The organism is Pseudomonas sp. Sample_14 (assembly GCF_004307515.1).
GTDB classification, from domain to species: Bacteria; Pseudomonadota; Gammaproteobacteria; order Pseudomonadales; family Pseudomonadaceae; genus Aquipseudomonas; species Aquipseudomonas atacamensis.
This window is the reverse complement of the sequence record NZ_RCOC01000011.1, coordinates 1-24,117: the sequence shown is the minus strand read 5'-3', so window position 1 is coordinate 24,117 and position 24,117 is coordinate 1. Positions and strand designations below refer to the sequence as shown.

Genomic DNA, 24,117 nt, shown 5'->3' with positions numbered 1-24,117 from the left:
AAATGCACTCGTAGCTCAGCTGGATAGAGTACTCGGCTACGAACCGAGCGGTCACAGGTTCGAATCCTGTCGAGTGCACCATATACCAAGAAGCCCGCGTTTAACGCGGGCTTCTTGCTGTCCGGGATTTGGCTTTTCCCTTCACACAGCCTCTTTCATCAAAATCAATTTGAGCACTGCGGCCTCGCTTGAGGTCGTAACGATAGCTCGTGGTCGACGTGCGCGTGTTGATCTTGTCGGGCTTGCCCAGTGCGCTTTCGACGTCCCGCTGGCTCATGCCGGCAATCACTCGCCGATTGATGATCGCTTCGCGCCGCTGCCTGTTATCGATCAGGTTTCCACATTTATGTTCGGTGCCGCCGACGATGCCCGGTTCGCGTCCGCTGTCTTTCATGCCGGTCGCGGCTTCGTGATTGAACTCCGGCATGATTGCGACCCAGCCGGGTAAATACGGGTGGACCTCCTGAGTTGAGAGTTGCTCGCCAGTTGCGCAGCTCATCGATGTGAATGTGACGCTGCCGTCACCGGCCTGGCAACGATGAAGTGTGGTGGCGTTGGCAGGCGTGGTGTGGAGCAGGGCGGTCAGTAGATATAGCGCGGGTTTTGCTGGCATTCGATGTCCTCCATGACGATCTACGCTCAAGGGTAGTCGCTGCTTTTTGCGTTGCCGGTGTGTTTTCTTTTCAAGATGAGTCGTCGCATTTGCACGGGTCAGGCAGGTGCTCAGGTTTGTTTCGCAAGCGCTTGTTTCAGCCGTGATTTTTTCAACGTTTTAAACCGTCAGGCGTGTATCATTGCGCCCGTCAGCCCCGCCGGGGCTTATGGAAAACCTCCATGGACTTACCCAGTAGTTGTTCAGTAAACCGTTTCACCAATCATGAATTGACTGATTGATCCTTCCGGCGTGCCCCGCTGCTGGGAGTGGAGTTCGCCTATGTCCGAAATCGAAGTAAAGAAAACACAGGAAAGCCTGCAGGACCGCCTGGCTCAGGTCGTCGAGCTGCTGCAGCGCCAACGTGTCGTTGAAGACCTGACTCATCGCCAGGAAGGTCCGCACCACGACCGCGTGGAAAACCTGGTTCACCGGCAAAACCTCGTCGAGCTGCAACGCAAGCTCGATGATCTGCACTCCGCCGACGTCGCCTACATTCTTGAAGCCTTGCCGCTGGACGATCGTCTGACGCTCTGGCAACTGGTCAAGGCCGATCGCGACGGCGACATTCTTCTCGAAGTATCCGATTCCGTCCGGGAAACGCTGATCGCCGACATGGACGATCATGAGCTCCTGGCTGCGGCCAAGGACATGGACGCCGACGAACTCGCTGACCTGGCCTCTGAGCTGCCGCGAGACGTTGTCCATGAGCTGATGGAAAGTCTGGATAACCAGCAGCGCGAACGCGTGCGCTCGGCCCTGTCCTATGATGAGGATCAGGTCGGTGCGTTGATGGACTTCGAGATGGTGACGATCCGTGAGGACGTCAGCCTTGAAGTGGTTCTGCGTTATCTGCGTCGCCTCAAAGAGCTTCCTGGTCATACCGACAAACTGTTCGTGGTCGATTACGACGGCGTGCTCAAAGGTGTGCTGCCGATCAAGCGTCTGCTGGTCAACGATCCGGAGAAGCAGGTGGCCGAAGTGATGGCCAGCGATCCGGTGAGTTTCCACCCGGACGAAGATGCCTACGACGCCGCTCAGGCATTCGAGCGTTACGACTTGATCTCGGCGCCGGTGGTCGACAAGAACGGCAAACTGATCGGCCGTCTGACCATCGACGAAATGGTCGACCTGATCCGTGAGGAAAGCGAGAGTGAAGTCCTCAACATGGCCGGTCTGCGCGAAGAGGAAGATATCTTCGCCTCGGTGTGGAAATCCCTGCGTAACCGTTGGGCGTGGCTGGCGGTGAACCTGATCACTGCATTTGTCGCATCGCGGGTGATCGGTCTGTTCGAAGGTTCGATCGAGAAGCTCGTGGCACTGGCGGCGCTGATGCCGATCGTGGCGGGTATCGGCGGCAACTCCGGCAACCAGACCATCACCATGATCGTGCGCGCCATGGCGCTGGATCAGGTCAGCACCGGCAACACCTCGCGCTTGATGCGCAAAGAGCTGGCGGTCGGTTTGATCAACGGTCTGGTCTGGGGCGGGGTGATCGGTGTAGTCGCGTACATGCTCTACGGCAGTTGGTCGCTTGGCGTGGTGATGACGGCAGCGATGACGCTCAATCTGTTGCTGGCGGCGTTGATGGGCGTGTTGATCCCGATGACGCTGGCCAAAATGGGCCGCGATCCGGCGATGGGCGCCAGTGTGATGATCACGGCAATGACCGACAGCGGTGGCTTCTTCATCTTCCTCGGGTTGGCGACAATCTTCCTGCTCTGACCTTGTGCAATGAAAAGCCCGTCAAATCGACGGGCTTTTTTGTGCCTGCCAAACAGATATGAGCGCAAGTACAAGTAACCGTGGCGAGGGGATTTATCCCCGCTGGACTGCGCAGCAGTCCCATTGTTTTTGGGGCTGTCATGCAGCCCAGCGGGGATAAATCCCCTCGCCACACTCAATTGCCAATCGGCCATCTGTCATATTGCGGGCAAAAAAAAGCCAGCAATCATGCTGGCTTCAATATGCTCGGTATAACTCAGGACGCGTCAGCGGCCATTTCTGCGTCGTGTGCGATCAGCGACACCAGGGCGTTCTGTTGACGGTGCGACAGCTGACGGAAGCGTTGCAACAGCTCGCGCTCGTGCAGCGACAGCTCCGGGCTGTCCAGGCGCATGCTCAGCTCTTCGCCCAGTGCGCCTTCCTGAATAAGACTCTGCTCAAGGCGCGCAATGATCTCGGAGTTCATGCTGCGATGATGATTGCGAGCCACCTCGGCAATGCGTTCACGCATTCCGTCTGGCAGACGTACGACAAACTTGTCAGCCGTACGGCTGGAATAAATTGCCTGTTTCAATGGGCGCATATATTTAACCGGTTAGTTCAGGGGAGCGGTTCTCGGGATTGGCCGCAGGATGTGTGGTAGGACAAGCATCCGGACCAATTGGTTCAACCTGAATTGTTAAGAGGCCGGCATCATGCCTCAAAATTGCCAGATCATTGGCGTCAATTCTGTGACAAATATTGAGCCGGGTAAAGGCGTAATGCCAGCACCAGTTGTCAGAAATGCGGACTGGTTGGAAAACTTTCCATCCTTCCGTATCGCTGCCCGCTTTCGCATGCACATCTGTTGATGTCCGCAGACCTCAGAACGTGCATGCTATGCGGCTCGCTATTCTTGATCCCTATGTGTACAGGATAGTGGCAATTTGCCGATTTACTAGAGGCAGGACCCGTCGGAGGGCGTTTTCGGGATGGATGGCAAGCTTTTTTACCTGATGGGGCCGTCCGGTTCGGGCAAGGACAGCCTGATCGATGCATCGCGCGAGCCACTGCGGGCGTTGAACTGTGAAGTAATGCGTCGGGTGATTACCCGCTCGGCGGAGTCCGTCGGCGAAGATGCAATTGGCGTGACGCTTGAAGAGTTCGAGCGGCGACAGCACGCCGGCGCTTTCTCCTTGGCCTGGCAAGCCAACGGCCTCTCCTACGGCATTCCAAGGAAAATGGATGAATGGTTGCAAGCGGGCCGGCACGTACTGGTCAACGGGTCAAGAGCGAACCTGCGTCAAGCAATGGAGAGGTATCCAACCCTGGTGCCGATTCTGCTGACAGTCCACGATGAGGTCCTGCGCAAGCGCTTGCTCAGCCGTGGTCGGGAGACCCCTGAGCAAATCGATGCGAGGCTGGCTCGCAATGCGTTATTCAAAGACCGAAGATCCAGCGACAGCCCCGTCCATCAGATCGACAACTCTGTTGACCTTGCTATCGCGGTCTCTTCGTTATTGGAGTTAGTTCGGCTCAACGCAGAACCGGATCGAACTTGATTTTGCGCCCTGCAATCAGCGCCAGCACAAACAGCACCGCAAACACGCCACAGCCAACCAGAGGCAAGGTGACTTCCGTCTCCTCGAACAGCGCCAGATGGGTAACGCCACTCAGTAAAGCGAGGATCAGAAATCCCGTCGCTGATTTGGACATGTTGTACTCCTGAAGATATTTCAAAAAACCAGACGTTCGGTGGTTGGCGCCGAGGCTTGCTCAGGCTCGCTGACCATTTGTGTAGAAGCGTCGCTGCGATCACTCAACACGGCCCACTGCGGCGCTTTCTGCACTTGCAGGTAATGCGGCATGCGCTGCGCCACTGGCTGCTCAACGTCAGCCTTGGGAAAAAAATGTGATCCGAGCAAGACAGCCAGAGCCGCTGCGTTTGCAAGCAAGAGGGTGCTGTTCATGGCACGACGCTCCAAATTGTTCTTTTTGATAGAACAGGCATAGCAGTCGCCGTGCCAACAGTGTAACGGCTGATAAGTCCTTTAAAAACAAGGGGTTGGTATGTTTTTTCCGGCGACGCTGATTGCAATCTGCAATGACCGCATTTCCGCGCAGTGCAAATTGCCCGGTAAAAGTTCCCGCAATCTTCCAGGGCGCTTGCCTACACTTAAAAAGCCCTACGGACGACATGACAAAACAGGGGCTGGCCGTTAACATGCACGCCGTCTGTCGCGCCGCGTCCAGCGCGCGTCAATCAGTGTCTCAGTAGCTCAATTGGATAGAGCATCCCCCTCCTAAGGGGAAGGTTGCAGGTTCGAACCCCGCCTGGGACACCACCTCTTCAAAAAACAAAAAGCCCCGCCTCACTTAATCGTGTGGCGGGGCTTTTTGCGTTGGAGCGCTGGCGAGCTTTACAGCAACTCCGAACGGCGCAACGCCTCGATGGTTTCAATCAGGTCGTCGTACGCCACCGGTTTACCCAGATGCTGATCGAACCCGGCTTCACGGGACTTCTGCATGTCGCTCTGAGTGCCATACCCGGTGAGGGCGATCGCCGGTACGTTTTTCACCAGCGGCAGCTTGCGCAGGGCAGCCATCAGTTCATAGCCGGTCATGACCGGCATGCCGAGGTCGGAGATGATCAGATCGAAGCGCGTGCTCTCAGCGGCTTTCAGCGCTGCCACCGGATGATCGAAGGCCGTTACGTCGGCGTCTTCCATCTCCAGCAGCAGCTTCAAGGTCTCCAGCACTTCCGGCGAGTCGTCGACCAGCAGAATACTCAAGCCATCGAGCTTGCCGGAAACCGGTTCAACCTCGGCTGTTGCAGCGGTTTCTTCGACATCAGTCGACAGCGGCAGGCGAACGGTAAAGGTACAACCGGCGCCCAGCCCCGGCGAAGCAACCTTCACCGTGCCGTGCTGGGCTTCGGTCAGTTGCCGCACCAGTGACAGGCCGATGCCCAAGCCTTCACGTTGATGGTTGGTGTGCTGTTTTTCCGCCTGGCCGAACAGATCGAAGACATGTTCGAGGTTTTCCGCAGCGATGCCGACGCCGTTATCCTTGACGTCCAGTTGCGCCATTTTCCCGCTCTTGCTGGCGATCAACTCAATGCGCCCGCTCGGTGGTGTGAACTTCAAGGCATTGTTGACCAGATTCCAGATGATCTGCTCGACCCGTGTCGGGTCGGCATGAATGATCAACGGTGCTTCAGGCAATTGCAGATCGATCCGCGTGGCATGCTGCTCATTGAGCACTACCGTGTGGATGTCACGCAGAACCGCGCTCAGATCGACACGCGCCAATTGCAGTTTGAGCTTGCCGGTGCGCACCCGTGCTACATCAAGCAGGTCGTCGATGATCCGCGCCTGACTGTTCACCGCATCGCAAATGGTGTTGACCGCTTTGGTCGCCGGTCCGGCGGTGCGGATCATTGGCAAACGGCGCAACAGTTCGGCGTTGAGCTGGATCAGGTTGAGCGGGTGCTTGAGTTCATGGGACATGACCGCGAAGAACTCATCACGCAGGGACACCGTATTGCGCGTCTGCGCCAGTTCCTTGCTCTGTTCATCCTGCTGGCGCTTGTGCCCGGTCAGGTCGCGGGCGATTTTCACATAGCCTTGCAAGCGGTCGCCGCTGAGCCGGGTGACCTCGCCGCTGCAGAAGAAACGGCTGCCATCCTTGCGCACATGCCAGCGCTCATCCTCCGAGCGCCCGTGCTGACGAGCCGTGGACAATTCACTTTCAGCCATGCCGGCAGCACGGTCTTCGGCTGTGAAGATGAAATCGTAGTACTGACCTTCGGCCTCGTTTTTGCTGTGGCCAAAGATCAGTTCAGCGCCTTTGTTCCAACTGGTGATCGCACCCATTTCATCGAGGATGATAATCGCGTAGTCACGCGTACTCTCAGCGACCAGACGCATGCGTTCTTCGCCCAGGCGCAGCTCTTCCTCGGCTTCGCGGCGTTTGCTGATGTCGATGAAGGTCAACACGGTGCCGTCGATGTGGTCTTCGCTGGAGCGATAAGGCAGCAAGCGGGCGATGTACCAGCGGTTATCGGTACTGTTGACCTCGCGTTCGATCATGTTCAGCGATTCGAACACTTGCGCCGCGTCCTCGGTCATCGCCGGGTAATTCAGGCGATGGGTGATATCCAGCAGTGAACGGCCAGTGTCTACCGGCAGCATGCTGAAGATGTCGGTAGCGCGCGGCGTGAACCATTTGATGCGCATGCTGCGATCGACGAACACCGTAGCAATATCAGTAGAAGCGATCAGATTGGTCAGATAATCGTTGATCTTGTCCGTTTCTTCGACCTTGGTCTTCAGCTCGTAGTTGACCGTCAACAGCTCTTCATTGATTGACTGCAACTCTTCCTTGCTGGTCTCGAGCTCTTCGGTGGCCGAGCGCAGTTCTTCGTTGATCGCCTGCATCTCCTCGTTGGAAGCCTTGAGCTCTTCGCTGGAGATTTCCGACTGTTCGATGGTGTCCTGCAAATGCAATTTGGTGCGTTGCAGCTCACGTTCCAGATTCGAGAGCACTTGGCTTTCAGTCTGCAGCACCGTGGTCAGCGCCTGCTCGTGCGCGTCGATCTCCGTTTCATCGAAGGTCACCAGCACGCACTCGCTGTCGAAGTCGTCGTCCTTGTACGGCTGCGCAATCAGCGTGATGCGGTACTGACGCTCCTCGCGCTTGAGCAGCACTTCACGCGAGCGCACGGTGAGGTTGCTTTGCTGCACCTGGAACAGCGTCGTGCGGATTTCCAGGCGCAGTTCCGGCAGGATCAGCGTCAGCAAGTTGCGTGACAGCTCGCCGCCGACATGCCGAAGGAAGCGCCCGGCGGCTTCGCTCATGTGAAGGATATCGGCGTTGGTGTCGACGATGATGCTCGGCGGGGCGAAGCGTTCTATGGCGCGGCGGTGGATATCGGCAAACGACAGCTTGACGGGCTCTATGGCTTTCGATGGCGGTCGGGAAACGCTGGTGCGCATGTAACCGCCACGCGGCATGGTCGGGGTGCGGCGGCTGTTCGCGGTGCCGGTCTTGGCGCGGAAGATGCGGTTGCGCTTGTCCACGGGCGCGAACAGTTCGTGGCAGGCATCGGCGCTTTCCGAAGTGCCGAGAAACAGGAAACCACCCGGTCGCAGGGCGAAGTGGAACATCTGCAGGATTTCCCGCTGCACCTCGCGATCCAGGTAAATCAGCAGATTGCGGCAAACGATCAGGTCGATCTGCGAGAACGGCGGATCGGACAACAGGCTGTGCTTGGCGAACAGCACTTTCTCGCGGATTTCCTTGCGAATCCGGTAATGCTCATTGTCCTTGACGAAATAATGCCGAAGGCGTGTTGGCGGTACGTCGGTGACGATGGCTTGCGGATAGGTGCCGGCGCGGCCAGTGGTGATCGCGCGTTCGTCGATATCGGTGGCGAACACTTGCAGGTTGGCCTTGCTGCTTTGTACCTGCATCTGATCATCGAGCAGGATCGCCAGGCTGTAGGCTTCTTCGCCGGTCGAGCAGCCGGCAGACCAGATGCGCAGTTCTTCTTTTTCCGACGAGTCGGCAACCGATTGCACCAGTTGCGGCAGCACATCGCGCTCAAGGGCTTCGAAGGCTTCGCGGTCACGGAAGAAGTTGGTCACGCCGATCAGCATATCGCCGAGCAGGGCCTTGGATTCTTCCGGGGTATTTTGCAGGTAGTCGTAATAGGCGCCGAGGTCAGACTGGCTGGTGACCTGCATGCGCCGCTCGATGCGGCGCAGCACGGTGGCGCGCTTGTAGTGTTTGAAATCGTGACCGGTGCTGCTGCGCAGGTACAACAGGATTTCATGCAGGCGTTGTTCGGCGATCGACGCTTCGTGTTCGTTTGCAGGCTTCAAGGCTTTCAAGTCGGGATCATTGGCGCTGGGTAATTTGATGTTCTGAGAGTTGCGCCACAGCTCCATCAGTTTCTGCGGCATCTCGACCACTGGCAGTATCAGATCGACCATGCGCGTCTCGATGGCGGCACGCGGCATGCCGTCGAACTCGGCGTCTTCCGGCACTTGCACCAGCGTCACGCCACCCTGTTCCTTGATTCGCGACAAGCCCACCGCACCATCGGAACCGGTGCCTGAAAGCACCAGGCAAAAAGCCCGCTCGCGATGCACATCGGCCAGATCGCGGAAGAACAGGTCGATGGCAGTGTGGCGCGCTTGCGGTGAGCCAGCGGGGCTGACGCGCAGGTAGCCGTCATTCATCGTCAGCGAGTGCGCCGGAGAAATCACGTACACGCAGTTCTTTTCGATCGGCACCGGCTGCGTCACTTGCAGCACCGGCATGCGCGTCGATTGCTGAATGATCTGGTCGGCGATGCTCTGGTGATCGGGCGACAGGTGCAAAATGATCACGAACGCCATGCCACTGTCCTTCGGCATATGCTCGAAAAACAGCTTGGTCGCTTGCAGGCCGCCCGCCGAGGCGCCGATGCCCACCACGGGGAAATTCAGGTGGCTGGGTGTCAGGTCCTTGCGTTCGGGCGCAGAGGGCGAGGCAGGGGTTTTCGAGGTCATCACTTCGGCCTTTTTTGTGGCGGTACAAGCGTATCGCGGACGTCCGGGGGCGCAGGTAATTGAGCAGAATAAACCTCATTTGCGAATCTGCCTGCACTTTTGAAGGACAAATGTGCTGCCTGTGTTTTTGACATCCGGTGATTGGCAACCGTGCCGATTAATTTTCCGGTGTGATGATCGGTGGTCAGTCGTCGTTGATTTCGACTTTGCCAAGGCTCCCACTGACCTCGGTTACATGCCGACGGCCGAAGACTTCGTAGGTAGTCCCGCTGGCCTCTACGCCCGGCTTGCGCACGGCCAGTTGGGCGAATAACCCAGTCTTTTCGCTGTAACTGCCGAACCAGTCAATCAGCGCCCCGATGTAGCAGTCGCCGCCGATCATTACCGGCAAATCGGTGATCTTTTCGATGGCGTAGTGCCCTGGACCGTAGCTGTAGTAATCGTCTTCGCCGGCGCCCGTCGGAGGAAAGGGGCAAAGGGGCGCGTCAGGGTTTGAGCCCGATGCGACTTTCGTTGCCTGAGTGATGGCGTGGTCGAGTGCCGCGCGCAAATCCGCTTCGAGCTCATAGGTACTGGTGCCGTCTTCCGTATGTTGCGTGGTTGGCACTTGCAGGGAGTAAGCGTAACGCACAGACACCGTCGGTACCTGACGGTTGATCTTCAGCGGATTGAGCAGGTACAGATTATCGACACCATAGGCGCCGTTTCGGTAAGCGGCATAAATTCTGTCGTGAAGCCTGATCCAGCTGATTGCCTGATTAGCGCCACGGTCGTTGGTGTAGAACAGCGAGCTTTCCGGCTCGACCGATCTTTTGACGAACCGCTCGCCCGTGCGGCGCCAGGTTTCCACGTAGGTGAACAAGCCGGTGCCGCCTGCGTATGTGTCGACGATAAGGTCGCGCTGGCCATCATTGTCCAGATCCAGCAGTGCGTAAGAAGTCCGTCCGGTCTCGGCGGCGCCTCCGATGCTTGAGGCTTTCAATGCTTGCCACTCATCCTCGCTCACGCCTTTGGGACGCGACTTGGGGAAGTTGGTTTGCTCGCCGTAACTGTCGACTGGATCGCCCGCGAACGATGTCTGCGAAGACTCGAAAGCCCGTGCGGCCAAGGCATGTTCCAGCGCAAATTCCGGGTGGTTTTTGCTCTCGGCACGAATGCTTTCCTGCAGATCGTTCATCGCCTGAAGATCCACGGCGTCCGGCTGCCACATTGCGGCTTGCGTCCACTGTGCCTGCAATGCTTGCAGGCGCTGGCGGTAGCTGCCATCCAGGCAAGCGACATCGACTGCGCAGGCATTGCGGGTTTTTAGCCAGGCGCGCTGGGTGCGCTTGAGCTCAGGTTGCGTCGCTGTGGCAGATGTCATCAGTTGGCGATACAGCGTGCCCATCTGCGCGTCGAGCTCATAAAGCGGTTTATTCGCGCAAATCGTGTTTTCCACGTCGTTCGCCGCTTTGGTGCAGTCCATTGCCGCCGCACTCATTGGCTGGATAAACAGCAGCAAAAAGGCCGACAGGATGTAGCGTCCCTTGATGTACACGATTCAGTCCCTATGAAAATCCTTGAGCAGGCGCGCAGAGTAATACTCCAGGCAACATTCTTGAAGCACCACCCTCAGGCCCGGGCATTTTTGGCCGATAACCCGAACGGTGAGTTCAGACTCCAGCGAAATCGCTTGATGGCGCATGGCCTCCAGCTATCATCTGCGCGCCTGAAATCGCCTCGGTTCGTTTTCTTCAATTGCCTGGAAATCCTCGATGTCGTCGTATCACCAAAAAAGCTTTCTGATCGTCGATGATTTTTCCGATTTCCGCAGTTCCGTGCGTTCGATGTTGCGTGAGCTCGGCGTCAAGGATGTCGATACTGCCGACACTGGCGAGCAGGCGCTGAAGATGTGCTCGCAGAAGTCTTACGATTTCATTCTTCAGGACTTCCACCTCGGCGACGGCAAGAAGAATGGCCAGCAGGTGCTCGAAGACCTGATGTCGGAAAAGCTCATCAGCCACGAAGCCGTTTTCGTCATGGTCACCGCTGAGACCAGTCAGGCGATGGTGCTCAGTGCGCTGGAGCACGAGCCGGATGCGTACCTGACCAAGCCGTTCAACCGTTCCGGACTGGCCCAGCGCCTTGAGCGTCTGGAGCAACGCAAGACCTTGCTCAAACCGATTCTGCAAGCCCTTGATCGCGGTAAGCCGGTCGAGGTGCTCAATGCCTGTATTGCCCTGTGCAAACAGGACATCCGCTATTCGCCGCTGTGCCTGCGCTACCGCGCCGACGCCCTGCGCGACATGAACCAGAACGAAGCGCTGGAGCGGCTCTACGACGGCATCATTGCCGACCGGCCGTTGCCGTGGGCCTTCGCTGGATTGGGCAAGTTGCTGTTCAAGCGCGGGCAGGTGTCGCAGGCCAAAGAGGTCTATGAAAAGGCCTTGAAAGTGTTCCCGATGATGCCGGCGCTGTATGACGGCATGGCCGATGTGCTGGTGGCCGAAGGCGACAGCAAAGGCGCGCAGCGGGTGCTCGAAGAAGCGATTCGCCTGTCGCCGCTGGCGGTGCGCCGCCAGGCTTTGCTCGGCAAATTGGCCATGGCCAACGAAGATTTCGAAACCGCCTCGCGCGCTTATCGTCAGGCCGTGGCGCAGGGCGCGCAGTCGCGTTTCAAGGACCCGGAAAGCAATCTCGGCCTGGCTCATGCGCTGATCAGCAAGGGCAGCGATCGCGGCCTCGACACGCGCACGCGGCTGGAGATCAACACCACCCTCAGCGCCGTGGCCAAGGAGAACCCGAGCGATCCCGGCCTGCAAATTCGCGCGCGGCTGATGAAGGCCACCAGCCTGTTGCTCAACGACGCCGAAACCGCCGACAAGCTCACCGAACAAGCACTGATGCGCCTCGATGGCATGGAGCAATTCATGAGCCCCGAGGCGGCGTTGCTGGTGGCCAAGCAGTTGCAGATGCTCGGTCAGGCCGAGGCGGGCACTTCGATGCTCAAGAGCTGCGCAGAGATCTACGGTGATGACCCGGCGGTGATGAAAGACATCGCCAAGCTCACCGACGATCCGACCATTCTCAGCTCGAGCAACGCTGCGGCCGATCTCAACCGCCAGGGCGTGCGCGTGTACAAGACCGGCAATCTGGTCGAGGCCCGCGAGGTGTTCCGCAAGGCGCTCAAGCTGCAACCGAAAAACATCAGTATTGCGCTGAACCTGGCCCAGTCGCTGCTGCACGGCACCGACACCAGTATGCCGTCGGCGGAGCTGGAAGAATGTCGGGCCTGCCTGAAACTGGTGGGCCTGATGCCCGACACCGACGCGCGGTTTGCGCGTTATCAGAAGCTGAAAAGCAAGGCGTTTGGCGAATGAACCCAATTGATCCGGCGCTGGATTTTTCCACGGTGATTGCCTCCACCGTTCACGACATGAAGAACTCCCTGGCCATGCTGATGCAGGCGCACAGCCAGTGGCTGGCGCGTTTGCCGAAAGAGTTGCGCGAAGGCTCGGAACAGGGCGTGATCGACTTCGAGTTCGCCCACCTCAACGGCATGCTGGTGCAGTTGCTCGGGCTGTACAAACTCGGCGTCAACCAGTTGCCGCTACAGCCGGCCTATCACGAACTCGACGATTTCATCGAGGCGCAACTGGCCGCGCATCAGGAAGTGTTTGCCAGTCGCGGCATCATCGCCACCTATGAAGTCGATCCGTTGAGCCCGCTGGGTTTCTTCGATCGCGAGCTGATCGCCTCGGTGCTCGGCAACTGCATCAACAATGCGATCCGTTACGCCCGCAAGTCGCTGCTGATTACCGTCAGCGACGAAGCCGGGCAACTGGTGCTGAGCATCAATGACGATGGCGACGGCTATCCAGCAGAGATGCTTGAGCGTCAGGCCGATTATGTCCAGGGCATCAATCACAGCAGCGGCAGCACCGGCCTGGGCCTGTATTTCGCCAATCGCATCGCCGCGCTGCATCAGCGCAACGGCGTGGAAGGGCGCACCGAAATCAGCAATGGCGGGCCGTTGGGTGGTGGGGTGTTCAGCCTCTACTTGCCCTGAGGTCTGGTGTAGGAGCTGCCGAAGGCTGCGATCTTTTGATTTTAAAAAGCAAGATCAAAAGATCGCAGCCTCGTTGCACTCGTCGGCTCCTACGGCTCCTGCACAAGATCGGGATTTTTGTGGGCGCTGCTTGATATTCCGAACAGGCGAAGCCTATTTTGTCCGGGTCGCCGTTCGCGGCTCGCACAATAACAAGGATTGCGTCATGACAACCGATGGCCAGGGTTCACTCGCGCAGCGATTGACCGGCATTGATGAGATTGAATGTGTCACCCCGGATCTGAACGGTGTGCCACGGGGCAAGGTGATGACCGCCGCGGGTTTTCTCGAAGGGCGGCGTTTGCAGTTGGCGCGGGGTGTGCTGCTGCAATGCATCATGGGCGGCTATCCGCCGGCGCGGTTCTACGGCAGCGATGACGGCGATCTGGCGCTGGTTGCCGATCCTGCGCAGATTCACCGTTTGCCCTGGAGCGACGAGCCGCGTGCCATGGCGATTTGCGACGCCGACGAACTGAGCGGGGGGAGCTCAAGTCTCTCGACCCGTGGCCAGCTCAAGGCGGTCATCGCCCGTTACGCCGCGCACGGTCTGGCGCCGGTGGTGGCGACCGAACTGGAATTTTTTGTCTTCGCACCGAACACCGATCCGACTCAGCCGTTCCGTCCGCCGGTCGGCCTCGACGGCCGCCGCGAGGATGGCCAGTCGGCGTTCAGCGTCAGTTCCAACAACGGTCTGCGGCCGTTCTTCAGCGAAGTGTATAAATGCATGGCGGCCCTCGGCCTGCCGCGCGACACCTTCATGCATGAAATGGGCGTCAGCCAGTTCGAGATCAATCTGCTGCACGGCGACCCGCTGCTGCTGGCCGATCAGACGTTCCTGTTCAAGCACCTGCTCAAGGAGGTCGCGCTCAAGCATGGCCTGAGCGTGGTGTGCATGGCCAAACCGCTGGCGCACACACCGGGCAGCTCGATGCATATTCACCAGAGTATCGTTGAGATCGGCAGCGGCAAGAATGTCTTCACTGACTCGAACGGCGAGCCGACGGCGATGTTCCGCCACTTCATCGGCGGGCAACAGGCAGGCCTCGCCGATTTCACCGCACTGTTTGCGCCCAACGTGAATTCCTATCAGCGCCTGTGTCATCCGTACGCGTCGCCGAACAATGCCTGCTGGTCCCATGACAATCGCGCCGCCGGCTTGCGTATTCCCGCCAGCTCGCCGGTCGCACGTCGGGTCGAAAACCGCTTGCCGGGCGCCGACGCCAACCCTTATCTGGCCATCGCCGCCAGTCTGGCTGCGGGTTTGCATGGCATCGAGCAGGAACTGGAGCCGAGCGCGGCAATCCAGGGTGAGTTCGCCGTGCCGGATAATCTGGCCTTGCCGTGTACTTTGCACGCCGCGCTGGAGCGTCTGAAACGTAGCCAGTTGGCGAGGGAACTGTTCGGGTCGGAGTTCATCGAAGGCTACATCGCTTCGAAGACCATGGAGTTGACCAGCTTCTTTGATGAAATCACTCCCTGGGAGCGCCGTGTGCTGGCCGCCCAGGCCTGACGTATCGCTGCTGCCGGGCAGTCGTTCTGACCGCCCGGTATTTACTGCAAGGAGCCGCTCGGAACGCCGATGCGCCAAATCTGGAAATCCTTTCGAGCGCTGTATTTCGCCTCGCTGATGATGTTGATCGGCTCAGGCCTTCTTTCTACTTATCTGGCTTTGCGTCTGGCTGCCGACAACGTCGACGGGCTATGGGTCGGTGCGCTGATGGCGGCCAACTATTTCGGTCTGGTGCTGGGCGGCAAGATCGGCCATCGCCTGATTGCCCGGGTCGGGCATATCCGTGCCTACTCGGCGTGTGCGGGGATCGTCGGCGCGGCGGTGCTCGGCCATGGGCTGGTGGACTGGCTGCCGGCGTGGCTGGTGCTGCGGACGATCGTTGGTCTGGGCATGATGTGTCAGTACATGGTCATCGAGAGCTGGCTCAACGAGCAGGCCGATGCCAATCAACGCGGGCTGGTGTTCAGCGGTTACATGATCGCCTCTTATCTGGGCCTGGTGCTGGGCCAGCTGATTCTGGTCATGCACCCCGGCCTCGGTCTGGAACTGCTGATGCTGGTGGCGCTGTGCTTTGCCCTGTGTCTGGTGCCGGTGACGTTGACCCGACGGATTCACCCGGCCCCCCTGCACCCGGCGCCGATGGAGCCGCGCTTCTTTATCAAGCGTGTGCCGCAATCGCTGAGCACGGTGCTCGGCGCCGGTCTGATCATTGGTTCGTTCTACGGTCTGGCGCCGCTGTATGCATCGCAACAGGGGCTCACGACCGAGCAGGTCGGTCTGTTCATGGGTAGCTGCATTTTTGCCGGTCTGCTGGTGCAGTGGCCGTTGGGCTGGTTGTCCGACCGTTATGACCGCGCGCTGCTGATACGCTGCTTTGCCGGGTTTCTGGCGGTGGCGGCGTTGCCGTTGGCGATCATGCCGCAGGTGCCGCTGGAGGTGTTGTTCGTCGTTGGTTTCTTCTGTTCGCTGGTGCAGTTCTGCCTGTATCCGCTGGCGGTGGCGTTTTCCAACGACCACGTCGAAGGCGATCGCCGCGTGTCGCTGACCGCCATGTTGCTGGTGACTTACGGCGTCGGCGCGAGCATCGGGCCGCTGCTCGCGGGCGTGCTGATGAAGTTTCTCGGCAGTCAGAGCCTGTATGCGTTCTTCAGTTTCTTCGCGTTGGTGCTGGTCTGGCGGATACGTCCGAAAGCGGTCACCAACCTGCACCAGGTCGACGACGCACCGCTGCATCACGTGGCAATGCCGGACAGCATGTCGAGCTCGCCGCTGGTGGCGGCGCTTGACCCGCGTGTCGATGAGCAGGTGGTGCAGGAGCAGATGGTCCAAGACCCGGCGCCGGTCACTCCTGAGCCTGAGCCCGAAGCGCAGCCGGAAGCAGTCGTTGAAACCGAACTGGACAGCGGCAATGACGATAAGCCTGCGCCGGATATCAGCGGTGGCAGGCCCTGAATCGAAGGTAAACATCGGCGCATAAAAAAGGGCAGTCCTGTGCGGGACTGCCCTTTTTATTGATCGCTGCGACTCAGAGATCGTCTTTGTCGAAACGCCGTGCTTCACGCTGCAACTGGTAAACAAAACGCTCGACGTTGCGCGCAGCCTGGCCACTGATGTTGTGGAAGCGCAGACCGGCGAAGGTGATGTTGAGTTTTTCTTCGAAATGCAGATAGCGCAGTTCGACCGATGTTGGCTGGTTGCCGAACAGCGGCGGGGCGATCAGGCGATCGTAGACCTGGCCCAGTTGCAGGCGATCAGTGATGTCGCCTTCGAAACGGAATTTGCAGCCGGTGGCGGAGATGTCCAGCAGCTTGCCGTGCAGAGGAACCTTGAGCTTTTCGCCGCCCAGTTCAACGCTGACCAGATCGGTGAGCTTCAACGCAGCGCGGAAGGCGTTACGGCGCTGGTGATAGACCACTTCGCTCGGCAGGTCGCCGGTGTAGAAACGGTCGCCGTCGGATTCTTCGATGTTCAGCGTGCCGTTGCATTCCCAGGCGATGCGCACGCCGTCATGAAAGCCTTCGACCTTGAACGGTTCGCCAGCCTGGAGGAAGCGCTCGCCATCGCGTGGAATCATTTCATCCAGCGCAATCGTTGCGGTTTCGCGGTCGACCTTGATCAGGTAACTCTGAAAACGCTGGCTGCGTTCATGGAAGGTGATGATCAGCGGATCGTGGCTGTCTTGCAGCTGGCGCAGGTTGCTGGAGATTTCCAGTGGCGTGGTGAGCACCTTCGGAGGCTGCGGAGCATCATCCGCGCTTAGGGTGTTGGACACGGTTCTTCAATCTCCAGACAAAATAAGACTACGACTGGCCAGTATTTTGCCAGCATGTTGCGCAAGTGGATAGTGCAGGGCCAGCGAATGGCTCATGCCTGGCTGAGCGTTCGCGGCTTGACCGGTTTGGCAAAGGTGCCGCTGGCGTCGTACAGCGCTGGCGGCTCACCGCCGGTGAGGATCTTCAGCTGGTTGGCCGTAGTCGCCTGCTGGATCTGGATCGACTGGCCGTTCTTGATGTTGGCTGCCTGGCATTGGGCGATCAGCGCGGTCAGGGCATCGCCCTGGGTCAGCAACTGGTCGCCAATGCTCGACTGGCTGGCCAGTTGCTCAAGACCTGTGCGATCGGTCGGCAGGTTGAGGCTGGCGAGGATTTCGCTGCGCTTGCGGCCATGCTGCTCGAGCAGAATGATCAACGCTTGCTTGGTCGCCAGAATTTCTTCCAGCAACGGCATGTCGCGACCATGCAAAGCGAGGGATTCGGTTTGCAATAACTCCAGCAATTGTTGCGCTGGAGCAAAGTCGTCGTTGATCAGTTGCAATAAGTTAGTGTCGTGCATGGCTGGCCTTGGGGTTTAAGCGTCCAAAAGCCTGGCGCCGGCAAAAGCCTAGCGCTGGGCTTCGAAGTTGAGCAGTTTGCTGGCTACACGGTTGCTGTCGACTTTATAGCTGCCATCGGCAATCGCGGCTTTCAACTCGGCCACTCGGGCTTTGTCGACAGCAGGCTGATCGCGCAGCCTGTCAGTGACCTTCTGCAACTGTTGAGCCTCATTGCTGAGGTGTACCGACTCCCCGCTTTTGGCGACATTGGCCTGTTCGGCCTGGGTATTCAGCGGCGCGGAGGGGCTGTTTTCAGCGCTTTCCTTGGCGTTGCTGGTACGTGTGCTGCCGGTTAGTGACGAGGAACTGTTCAATCGGTTGAAATCGATAACCATGATAAAAAACCTCTGGGAATTTGGACGCTTGCCATGTTTTCGGCTATCCCCTGAAAAACTTTAGGCCCAATCAACCATAAGCTTGCATGCGCCGTTGCGAGACCTGCTGCGGCACAGTTTAGGGAAGCGACGGGATCGGCGCCAGTTTTCTCCACGAGGCTTTTACATGGCCACTTCAACCTGTCCCGGCGCAATCACCTGCGCCTTGATAACTCTTTGAGAATTAAGGTTTTTTACGCGAATCTGTTCTTTCATGCCGCCATTGGAAAGCGCTTCCCCCGGCATGCGTACAGCAAGGGTGCCGCTGCGCGCAGTGATCACCACCTGGTCACCCTTGCGCACCACTTCGGCCTGTTCCAGATGCACCAGGGTGATGACCTGATCGGCGACCGTTGGTCGGGTAAGTTTCTGCCCGATCGCTTCGTCGACGGAAGTCAGGAAACCCTGGTTGATCGTGCTGACGTCGCGCTCGCGCAAGGTCACATCCTGCGGCTCGATAATGCCGGCGCGTTTCAGCGGACGAGTGGTCGTCACGATCTCGCGAAACAGGCGGACTTGAGCGGGTACGAACACCGTCCAGGGCGAACTGCCTTCGCAGCGAACCTTCACCGTGACGCGGCCCAGCGGGCGTGCCGGGCTCTCCAGTGTGGCTGTCAATTCCTTGTCGCACATGGGCATGCGCATGCGCGGGTCGAGCTGGTTGACTTCGATTTCGTAGCGGCCTTCGGTTTGACTGGAAGCCAAATAGTCTTCTACGGTGAATTCAAGAAAGCCCTGAGTCACGCCGATAAGCATATCAGGCAAGGTAACCGCATCTGCATGGGCAGGACTGCCAGCAAGCAAGCAGCAAACGGCGGACACCGCGCAAAGCCCTTTGCGAAGGGAGGATGTCAGGCGTCGGGAAAATGTCGTTTGAGCGTTCATACGAGTTAAAAAGCAAGCGCCGTGCCGTTTAGCAATGAATGTGCGTCGCAACAACACTTGGCGTTGGTGTAGGAGTCTGGGCATGGCTGGTGTAATGGATTCGGTGAACCAGCGCACGCAACTGGTAGGGCAGAATCGCCTCGAGCTGCTGTTGTTCCGTCTCGACGGGCCGCAGCTCTACGGGATCAACGTGTTCAAGGTACGGGAAGTGTTGCAATGCCCGTCCCTGACGTTGATGCCCAAATCCAGTCCTGTCGTGTGCGGGGTAGCGAATATACGGGGAGCGACCATTCCGATCCTGGATCTGGCAATGGCAACGGGCTCCGGTGCGTTGAAAGACAAGAACAGTCCGTTCGTGATCATCACGGAGTACAACACCAAGACCCAGGGTTTCCTGGTCCGCTCGGTGGAGCGCATCGTCAACATGAACTGGGAAGAGATCCATCCGCCACCCAAGGGTACCGGTCGCGATCACTACCTGACCGCTGTGACTCGGGTCGACAACCAGTTGGTCGAAATCATCGACGTCGAGAAGGTGCTGGCCGAAGTGGCGCCGACGCCGGAAGCGATTTCGGTGGGCGTGGTCGATGTCGAGACGCAGACCAAGGCGTTGTCGCTGCGGGTGCTGACGGTCGATGACTCGTCGGTGGCGCGCAAGCAGGTCACGCGTTGTCTGCAGACCATCGGTGTCGAAGTGGTGGCGCTGAACGACGGCAAGCAGGCGCTGGATTACCTGCGCAAGCTGGTCGACGAGGGCAAGAAGCCGGAAGAAGAGTTCCTGATGATGATTTCCGACATCGAGATGCCGGAGATGGACGGGTACACCCTGACGGCGGAAATCCGCGGCGACGCACGCATGCAAAAGCTCCATATCATCCTGCATACTTCGTTGTCGGGGGTATTCAATCAGGCGATGGTGAAGAAAGTCGGTGCTGATGACTTCCTGGCCAAATTCCGTCCTGATGACCTCGCATCCCGGGTAGTCGACCGGATCAAAGCAGCAGATATCAGCTAGGGGCCTTCTGCCCCTGGCGGTCAACACGATTTAAGAGGCGGCATCATTGTCTACGGGTAATTTGGATTTCGAACAGTTCCGGGTCTTCCTGGAAAAAGCCTGTGGCATTCTGCTCGGTGAAAACAAGCAGTATCTGGTCTCGAGCCGTCTCAACAAACTGATGGAGCAGCAAGGCATCAAGTCCCTGGGTGAGCTGGTACAGCGCATCCAGACCCAGCCGCGCAGCGGTTTGCGCGAGCAGGTGGTCGATGCCATGACGACCAACGAAACCCTGTGGTTTCGCGACACCTATCCGTTTGAAGTCTTGAAGAACAAGGTACTGCCGGAAGCGATCAAGGCCAGCCCCAACCAGCGTCTGCGGATCTGGTCGGCGGCCTGCTCGTCGGGACAGGAACCGTACTCGCTGTCGATGTCGATCGACGAGTTCGAGCGCAGCAACCTGGGTCAGTTGAAGATGGGTGTGCAGATCGTTGCCACCGATCTGTCGGGCCTGATGCTCAACAACTGCAAGACCGGCGAGTACGACAGCCTGGCGATCGGTCGCGGTCTGTCGCCGGAACGCCTGCAACGCTACTTCGACCCGAAAGGGCCGGGGCGCTGGGTGGTCAAGGCGCCGATCAAGAGCCGGGTGGAATTCCGCTCCTTCAACCTGCTCGACAGCTACGCAGCGCTGGGCAAGTTCGACATCGTGTTCTGCCGCAACGTGCTGATCTACTTCTCTGCCGAAGTGAAGAAGGACATCCTGTTGCGCATTCACAGCACATTGAAGCCGGGTGGGTACCTGTTCCTGGGCGCTTCGGAAGCGCTGAACGGTTTGCCGGATCATTACCAGATGGTTCAGTGCAGCCCGGGGATTATTTACAAGGCGAAATAAGCGGTTTGCGCTGATACAAAAAACGGGAGGCCCGCAAAGGCCTGCCGTTTTTTTATGCCCGAAGAAATTCTCTTAACACCAACAATCCCTGTGGGAGCGAGCTTGCTCGCGAAGAGGCCGTCACATTCTGCATTTGCATTGGCTGACACGCCGCCTTCGCGAGCAAGCTCGCTCCCACAATTGTCCGGCTGTGATGGGACGGCAAGCGGCAGAAAAGCGGCATCCGGCGGTAACCGGTTGCCGCTTTTCTGGCATTGCCGCTTAGCCTGTTTGGCGCAAAGCCCCGGAATACGGGGCTTTGTTCATTTGGCACGGCGCTTGCTAAAGCTCAGATACGAAAAACCGGTCACCTGAAGGTTCCCGACATGAGCATCAGCTTCGACAAAGCGCTGGGCATTCACGAAAAGGCATTGGGCTTCCGCGCCCAGCGTGCCGAAGTGCTGGCCAACAACATCGCCAACGCCGACACCCCGAACTATAAGGCGCGGGATCTGGATTTCTCCAAAGTGCTCGAAGCACAGACCGAGAAGACCAAGACCGGCGGCCACTTTGCCCTGAACATGACCAACAGCCGGCACATCGAGGCTGAAGGGCTGGGCAACGGCGACGAGTCGCTGATGTATCGCACGCCGATGCAGCCTTCGATCGACCAGAACACCGTGGACGCTCAACTGGAACAGTCGAACTACGCGGAAAACGCCGTCGGCTTCCAGGCCAGCTTCACCTTGCTCAACAGCAAATTCAAAGGGCTGGTGTCAGCCCTGCGCGGAGAATAATCCATGTCCCTGTCCAGCGTTTTCAACATTGCCGGCAGCGGCATGAGCGCGCAGACCACACGCCTGAACACCGTGGCGTCGAACATCGCCAACGCCGAAACCGTTTCGTCGAGCATCGACCAGACCTACCGCGCCCGTCATCCGGTATTCGCCACCATGTTCCAGGGCGGACAGGCTGGCGGCAGCAATTCGCTGTTCCAGAACCAGGACGCGGCCGGGCAGGGCGTGCAGGTGCTCGGCGTTGTCGAAGACCAGAGCAATCTTGAAGCGCGCTACGAGCCGAACCATCCGGCTGCCGACGCCAAGGGCTACGTCTACTACCCGAACGTCAACGTGGTGGAAGAAATGGCTGACATGATTTCTGCGAGCCGCTCGTTCCAGACCAACGCGGAAATGATGAACACCGCCAAAACCATGATGCAGAAGGTACTGACCCTCGGTCAGTAATAAGGGGCGACTGCCATGAGCGTTACGGATACCACCAGCAGCCTGAGCATGAACGACATCCTGGCCAACTCGTCGAAGAAGGCCAGCAGCACTACGTCGGGCGGCATCGCTTCGGCGACCAACAGTGCCACCGGCGGCCAGGCGCTGGGCAAGGATGCTTTCCTGCAATTGCTGGTTACCCAGCTGAAAAACCAGAATCCGCTCGACCCGCAGGACAACAGCGCGTTCGTTGCGCAACTGGCGCAGTTCAGCAGCCTTGAAGGCATTACCACGCTGAACTCCACCGTCAGCGGCCTTGCCGGCAACTACAACTCGTCGCAGGCATTGCAAGCGTCGTCGCTGGTCGGTCGCAACGTGATCGTGCAGACCAACACCGCCCAGCTCGATGACCCGAGCAAAGGCCTGACCGGTTCGGTCACCGTGCCTTCGTCGATTGCCGGCGGCACCGTGACCATCACCGACAAGGACGGCAAAACCGTGCGCACCATCGACCTGGGCAGCCGCGCTGCCGGCGATGCCAGCTTCACTTGGGACGGCAAGGACACCGCCGGCACCGTGGTTCCGGTCGGCACTTACACGTTCAAGGCCAACGCACCGATCAACGGCACCGCGACGGACCTGGCGACTTATCTGCCAGCGACCGTCAACAGCGTGACGATCAGCCAGACCGGCGGTGAGCTGATGCTCAACCTGGCTGGCAAGGGCACCGTCGCCCTGTCCAAAGTACAAACCATTGGTATATAGAGCCGACTAACCCGGCATAAAGGAGTGGAATATGTCTTTCAATATCGGCCTTAGCGGTCTCTATGCAGCCAACAAGCAACTGGACGTGACCGGCAACAACATCGCCAACGTCGCCACCGCCGGTTTCAAATCCTCGCGCGCAGAATTCGAAGACGTCTATTCGTCGACGCGTCTGGGCAGCGGCAGCAAAGTGATCGGCAACGGCGTGCGCCTGGCCAACGTTTCCCAGCAGTTCACCCAAGGTGACATCAACAACACTGGCAACGTGCTGGACATGGGCATCAACGGTTCCGGCTTCTTCACCATGAGCAACAACGGCTCGATCTCGTACACCCGTGCCGGTACGTTCAAGGTCGACAACGCCGGTTACATCACCAACACCGACTACACCTCGCGTCTGCAGGGTTACGGTGTGGATGCCAACGGCAAGATCATCAACGGTGTGTTGACTGACCTCAAGATCGATACTTCGAACCTGGCGCCGAAGTCGACTTCGGCGGTGACTTCGAGCATCAACCTGAACTCTTCGGCACCCGTGATTGTTGATACCGGCGCTACTGCCGTGAAGTTCGACCCGTCGAAGCCTGAGACTTACACCAAGTCGTTCAGCACGCCGATCTATGACACTCAGGGTAACTCCCACGTCATGGATCAGTACGTGGTCAAGACTGGCGAGAATACCTGGAAGGTTTACACCCTGGTTGATGGACGCAACCCGGATGCCACCGGTAGCGATCCAACCAACGCCGCCACGCCTCCGGTTGCTTCGACATTGACGTTCGACAGTTCCGGCAAATTGCTTCAGGTGAGTACACCGAGTACTTTGCCGCCGCCGGCGCCAAACCCGCTCATCAGCAGCGACTTGACGTTGAGTAACTGGAAGCCAGGCACCGTGACCAACGGTGTTTTTACGCCTAACGGCGCGGCAGCAAATCCGGCTGGCGTGACCATTTCGATGGCCAAGACCACCCAGTACAACGCTGATACTTCGCGCACGATACCGACTCAGGATGGCTACGCCACTGGACAGATCACCAACCTGACCATCGACGGTACCGGTACGCTGTTCGCCAACTTCAGCAACAACCAGAGCAAGGCGATTGGTCAGGTTGCACTGGCCAGTTTCACCAACGAGCAGGGCTTGCAGGCTGTCGGTGGTACTAGCTGGAAAGAGACTTTCGCTTCGGGTATTCCGGGCTACGACGCGCCGAAGACCGGTACGTTGGGTGAGGTGGTGTCCAACTCGCTGGAAGAGTCGAACGTTAACCTGACTAACGAGCTGGTTGATCTGATCAAGGGCCAGAGCAACTATCAGGCGAACGCCAAGACCATTTCGACGCAGAGCACGATTATGCAGACCATTATTCAGATGACCTGATTCGGGTTTCTGAGCTGGTTTTTTGGGCCCCTCGGTTTTGAGGGGCTTTTTTTTGGTCTTGGCGGCCTCTGGGCCGACCAGGTTCTTGGGGTTTTGGGGGTATATCCGTTTTTGCGGGTGTTGCGGCTGGCGGTTCCGCTCTTACAGCGGGTCACTTTTGCAGACGCCCAAAAGTAACCAAAACGCTTTGCTCCTGCGTTCGGCCCTCGCAGGCTCGGGTTCCTTCGCTCCGGGACTGATCC

The 24,117-nt window shown here is 58.6% G+C and carries 22 protein-coding genes and 2 tRNA genes; 14 read left to right on the top strand and 10 right to left on the bottom strand.

Translation table 11 applies throughout. The annotated features are described in order from the left end of the window. Positions 1–4 precede the first annotated feature (4 nt). Positions 5–81: transfer RNA gene (locus D8U61_RS01985), tRNA-Arg, on the top strand. 19 nt (positions 82–100) lie between these two features. On the opposite strand, the gene D8U61_RS01980 is transcribed toward D8U61_RS01985, so the two are convergent. Continuing rightward, entirely contained in the window at positions 101–613 is a 513-nt protein-coding gene (locus D8U61_RS01980) for a cell envelope protein SmpA (protein ID WP_130926330.1), read from the bottom strand. Between the two features lie 321 nt (positions 614–934). Between D8U61_RS01980 and mgtE the strand changes: the two genes are divergently transcribed. Continuing rightward, a complete protein-coding gene (mgtE, locus tag D8U61_RS01975; protein ID WP_016773597.1) occupies positions 935–2,377 on the top strand; it encodes a magnesium transporter in 1,443 nt (480 codons plus the stop codon). Positions 2,378–2,633: 256 nt separating this feature from the next. On the opposite strand, the gene D8U61_RS01970 is transcribed toward mgtE, so the two are convergent. After that, on the bottom strand, positions 2,634–2,960 hold the full coding sequence (locus D8U61_RS01970) for an Arc family DNA-binding protein (protein ID WP_003178899.1): 327 nt from the start codon (positions 2,958–2,960) through the stop codon (positions 2,634–2,636). A 388-nt stretch (positions 2,961–3,348) separates the two neighbouring features. Here D8U61_RS01970 and phnN point away from each other — a divergent pair, with 388 nt between their 5' ends. Then, positions 3,349–3,918 carry a phosphonate metabolism protein/1,5-bisphosphokinase (PRPP-forming) PhnN gene (gene phnN / locus D8U61_RS01965; protein WP_110602395.1) on the top strand — a complete coding sequence of 190 codons (570 nt, stop codon included), beginning with the start codon at positions 3,349–3,351 and terminating at the stop codon, positions 3,916–3,918. On the opposite strand, the gene D8U61_RS01960 is transcribed toward phnN, so the two are convergent. Next, positions 3,893–4,072, bottom strand: coding sequence for a PA3371 family protein (locus D8U61_RS01960; protein ID WP_016773599.1), 180 nt, complete (start codon positions 4,070–4,072; stop codon positions 3,893–3,895). The two genes, phnN and D8U61_RS01960, sit on opposite strands and share 26 nt — an antisense overlap. A gap of 20 nt (positions 4,073–4,092) precedes the next feature. Continuing rightward, complete coding sequence (locus tag D8U61_RS01955) at positions 4,093–4,326, bottom strand: hypothetical protein (protein WP_016773600.1); 234 nt, start codon at positions 4,324–4,326, stop codon at positions 4,093–4,095. 298 nt (positions 4,327–4,624) lie between these two features. On the opposite strand from D8U61_RS01955, the gene D8U61_RS01950 reads away from it, so the two are divergent. Beyond that, positions 4,625–4,701: transfer RNA gene (locus tag D8U61_RS01950), tRNA-Arg, on the top strand. A gap of 75 nt (positions 4,702–4,776) precedes the next feature. On the opposite strand, the gene D8U61_RS01945 is transcribed toward D8U61_RS01950, so the two are convergent. After that, positions 4,777–8,913 carry a CheR family methyltransferase gene (locus tag D8U61_RS01945; RefSeq protein WP_130926329.1) on the bottom strand — a complete coding sequence of 1,379 codons (4,137 nt, stop codon included), beginning with the start codon at positions 8,911–8,913 and terminating at the stop codon, positions 4,777–4,779. A 184-nt stretch (positions 8,914–9,097) separates the two neighbouring features. Next, positions 9,098–10,450, bottom strand: a complete 1,353-nt coding sequence (locus tag D8U61_RS01940; protein ID WP_130901662.1) for a lysozyme inhibitor LprI family protein — start codon at positions 10,448–10,450, stop codon at positions 9,098–9,100. A 217-nt stretch (positions 10,451–10,667) separates the two neighbouring features. On the opposite strand from D8U61_RS01940, the gene D8U61_RS01935 reads away from it, so the two are divergent. The 4 genes from D8U61_RS01935 (at position 10,668) to D8U61_RS01920 (ending at position 15,962) form a co-directional block, all read left to right on the top strand. Then, positions 10,668–12,272 (top strand): tetratricopeptide repeat-containing response regulator, encoded by a 1,605-nt coding sequence (locus D8U61_RS01935; protein ID WP_130887712.1) that lies wholly within the window; start codon positions 10,668–10,670, stop codon positions 12,270–12,272. Continuing rightward, on the top strand, positions 12,269–12,961 hold the full coding sequence (locus tag D8U61_RS01930) for a HAMP domain-containing sensor histidine kinase (RefSeq protein WP_130926328.1): 693 nt from the start codon (positions 12,269–12,271) through the stop codon (positions 12,959–12,961). Before D8U61_RS01935 ends, D8U61_RS01930 begins: the two co-directional genes overlap by 4 nt. A gap of 307 nt (positions 12,962–13,268) precedes the next feature. Next, positions 13,269–14,510: a glutamine synthetase family protein gene (locus tag D8U61_RS01925; protein ID WP_177433297.1), complete on the top strand. Its 1,242-nt coding sequence runs from the start codon at positions 13,269–13,271 to the stop codon at positions 14,508–14,510. Positions 14,511–14,579: 69 nt separating this feature from the next. Continuing rightward, the gene (locus D8U61_RS01920) at positions 14,580–15,962 is read left to right on the top strand and encodes an MFS transporter (RefSeq protein WP_071173273.1); all 1,383 of its coding nucleotides are present in this window, start codon (positions 14,580–14,582) and stop codon (positions 15,960–15,962) included. A gap of 73 nt (positions 15,963–16,035) precedes the next feature. Here the strand turns inward: D8U61_RS01920 and D8U61_RS01915 are convergent, their stop codons facing one another. The 4 genes from D8U61_RS01915 to flgA all read right to left on the bottom strand — a co-directional run bounded on the left by D8U61_RS01915 (position 16,036) and on the right by flgA (position 18,641). Then, positions 16,036–16,782, bottom strand: a complete 747-nt coding sequence (locus tag D8U61_RS01915) for a flagellar brake protein (RefSeq protein WP_041479276.1) — start codon at positions 16,780–16,782, stop codon at positions 16,036–16,038. 92 nt (positions 16,783–16,874) lie between these two features. Next, complete coding sequence (locus D8U61_RS01910; protein WP_016773608.1) at positions 16,875–17,342, bottom strand: flagellar protein FlgN; 468 nt, start codon at positions 17,340–17,342, stop codon at positions 16,875–16,877. Positions 17,343–17,390: 48 nt separating this feature from the next. Then, positions 17,391–17,717: a flagellar biosynthesis anti-sigma factor FlgM gene (gene flgM, locus D8U61_RS01905; RefSeq protein ID WP_130926326.1), complete on the bottom strand. Its 327-nt coding sequence runs from the start codon at positions 17,715–17,717 to the stop codon at positions 17,391–17,393. 162 nt (positions 17,718–17,879) lie between these two features. Next, positions 17,880–18,641, bottom strand: coding sequence for a flagellar basal body P-ring formation chaperone FlgA (flgA, locus tag D8U61_RS01900; RefSeq protein ID WP_073472167.1), 762 nt, complete (start codon positions 18,639–18,641; stop codon positions 17,880–17,882). Positions 18,642–18,723: 82 nt separating this feature from the next. Here flgA and D8U61_RS01895 point away from each other — a divergent pair, with 82 nt between their 5' ends. The 6 genes from D8U61_RS01895 to flgE all read left to right on the top strand — a co-directional run bounded on the left by D8U61_RS01895 (position 18,724) and on the right by flgE (position 23,875). Further along, on the top strand, positions 18,724–19,656 hold the full coding sequence (locus D8U61_RS01895; RefSeq protein ID WP_016773611.1) for a chemotaxis protein CheV: 933 nt from the start codon (positions 18,724–18,726) through the stop codon (positions 19,654–19,656). A 46-nt stretch (positions 19,657–19,702) separates the two neighbouring features. Further along, entirely contained in the window at positions 19,703–20,530 is an 828-nt protein-coding gene (gene cheR / locus D8U61_RS01890) for a protein-glutamate O-methyltransferase CheR (RefSeq protein ID WP_016773612.1), read from the top strand. 365 nt (positions 20,531–20,895) lie between these two features. After that, positions 20,896–21,306 carry a flagellar basal body rod protein FlgB gene (gene flgB, locus D8U61_RS01880; RefSeq protein ID WP_016773613.1) on the top strand — a complete coding sequence of 137 codons (411 nt, stop codon included), beginning with the start codon at positions 20,896–20,898 and terminating at the stop codon, positions 21,304–21,306. A gap of 3 nt (positions 21,307–21,309) precedes the next feature. Then, positions 21,310–21,753 (top strand): flagellar basal body rod protein FlgC, encoded by a 444-nt coding sequence (gene flgC, locus D8U61_RS01875; RefSeq protein ID WP_016773614.1) that lies wholly within the window; start codon positions 21,310–21,312, stop codon positions 21,751–21,753. A 15-nt stretch (positions 21,754–21,768) separates the two neighbouring features. After that, on the top strand, positions 21,769–22,497 hold the full coding sequence (gene flgD, locus D8U61_RS01870) for a flagellar hook assembly protein FlgD (RefSeq protein WP_016773615.1): 729 nt from the start codon (positions 21,769–21,771) through the stop codon (positions 22,495–22,497). 31 nt (positions 22,498–22,528) lie between these two features. Beyond that, entirely contained in the window at positions 22,529–23,875 is a 1,347-nt protein-coding gene (gene flgE / locus D8U61_RS01865; RefSeq protein ID WP_076563858.1) for a flagellar hook protein FlgE, read from the top strand. Positions 23,876–24,117: the final 242 nt, after the last annotated feature.

Bases quoted from the DNA above. Each gene is read 5' to 3' on its own strand.
- D8U61_RS01960 (WP_016773599.1), bottom strand. From the start codon at position 4,072: ATGTCCAAATCAGCGACGGGATTTCTGATCCTCGCTTTACTGAGTGGC.
- D8U61_RS01935 (WP_130887712.1), top strand. From the start codon at position 10,668: ATGTCGTCGTATCACCAAAAAAGCTTTCTGATCGTCGATGATTTTTCC.
- D8U61_RS01945 (WP_130926329.1), bottom strand. From the start codon at position 8,913: ATGACCTCGAAAACCCCTGCCTCGCCCTCTGCGCCCGAACGCAAGGAC.
- flgE (WP_076563858.1), top strand. From the start codon at position 22,529: ATGTCTTTCAATATCGGCCTTAGCGGTCTCTATGCAGCCAACAAGCAA.
- D8U61_RS01980 (WP_130926330.1), bottom strand. From the start codon at position 613: ATGCCAGCAAAACCCGCGCTATATCTACTGACCGCCCTGCTCCACACC.
- flgB (WP_016773613.1), top strand. From the start codon at position 20,896: ATGAGCATCAGCTTCGACAAAGCGCTGGGCATTCACGAAAAGGCATTG.
- D8U61_RS01970 (WP_003178899.1), bottom strand. From the start codon at position 2,960: ATGCGCCCATTGAAACAGGCAATTTATTCCAGCCGTACGGCTGACAAG.
- mgtE (WP_016773597.1), top strand. From the start codon at position 935: ATGTCCGAAATCGAAGTAAAGAAAACACAGGAAAGCCTGCAGGACCGC.
- phnN (WP_110602395.1), top strand. From the start codon at position 3,349: ATGGATGGCAAGCTTTTTTACCTGATGGGGCCGTCCGGTTCGGGCAAG.
- flgM (WP_130926326.1), bottom strand. From the start codon at position 17,717: ATGGTTATCGATTTCAACCGATTGAACAGTTCCTCGTCACTAACCGGC.
- D8U61_RS01920 (WP_071173273.1), top strand. From the start codon at position 14,580: ATGCGCCAAATCTGGAAATCCTTTCGAGCGCTGTATTTCGCCTCGCTG.
- flgC (WP_016773614.1), top strand. From the start codon at position 21,310: ATGTCCCTGTCCAGCGTTTTCAACATTGCCGGCAGCGGCATGAGCGCG.
- flgA (WP_073472167.1), bottom strand. From the start codon at position 18,641: ATGAACGCTCAAACGACATTTTCCCGACGCCTGACATCCTCCCTTCGC.
- D8U61_RS01925 (WP_177433297.1), top strand. From the start codon at position 13,269: ATGACCGCCGCGGGTTTTCTCGAAGGGCGGCGTTTGCAGTTGGCGCGG.
- D8U61_RS01930 (WP_130926328.1), top strand. From the start codon at position 12,269: ATGAACCCAATTGATCCGGCGCTGGATTTTTCCACGGTGATTGCCTCC.
- D8U61_RS01955 (WP_016773600.1), bottom strand. From the start codon at position 4,326: ATGAACAGCACCCTCTTGCTTGCAAACGCAGCGGCTCTGGCTGTCTTG.
- D8U61_RS01895 (WP_016773611.1), top strand. From the start codon at position 18,724: ATGGCTGGTGTAATGGATTCGGTGAACCAGCGCACGCAACTGGTAGGG.
- flgD (WP_016773615.1), top strand. From the start codon at position 21,769: ATGAGCGTTACGGATACCACCAGCAGCCTGAGCATGAACGACATCCTG.
- D8U61_RS01910 (WP_016773608.1), bottom strand. From the start codon at position 17,342: ATGCACGACACTAACTTATTGCAACTGATCAACGACGACTTTGCTCCA.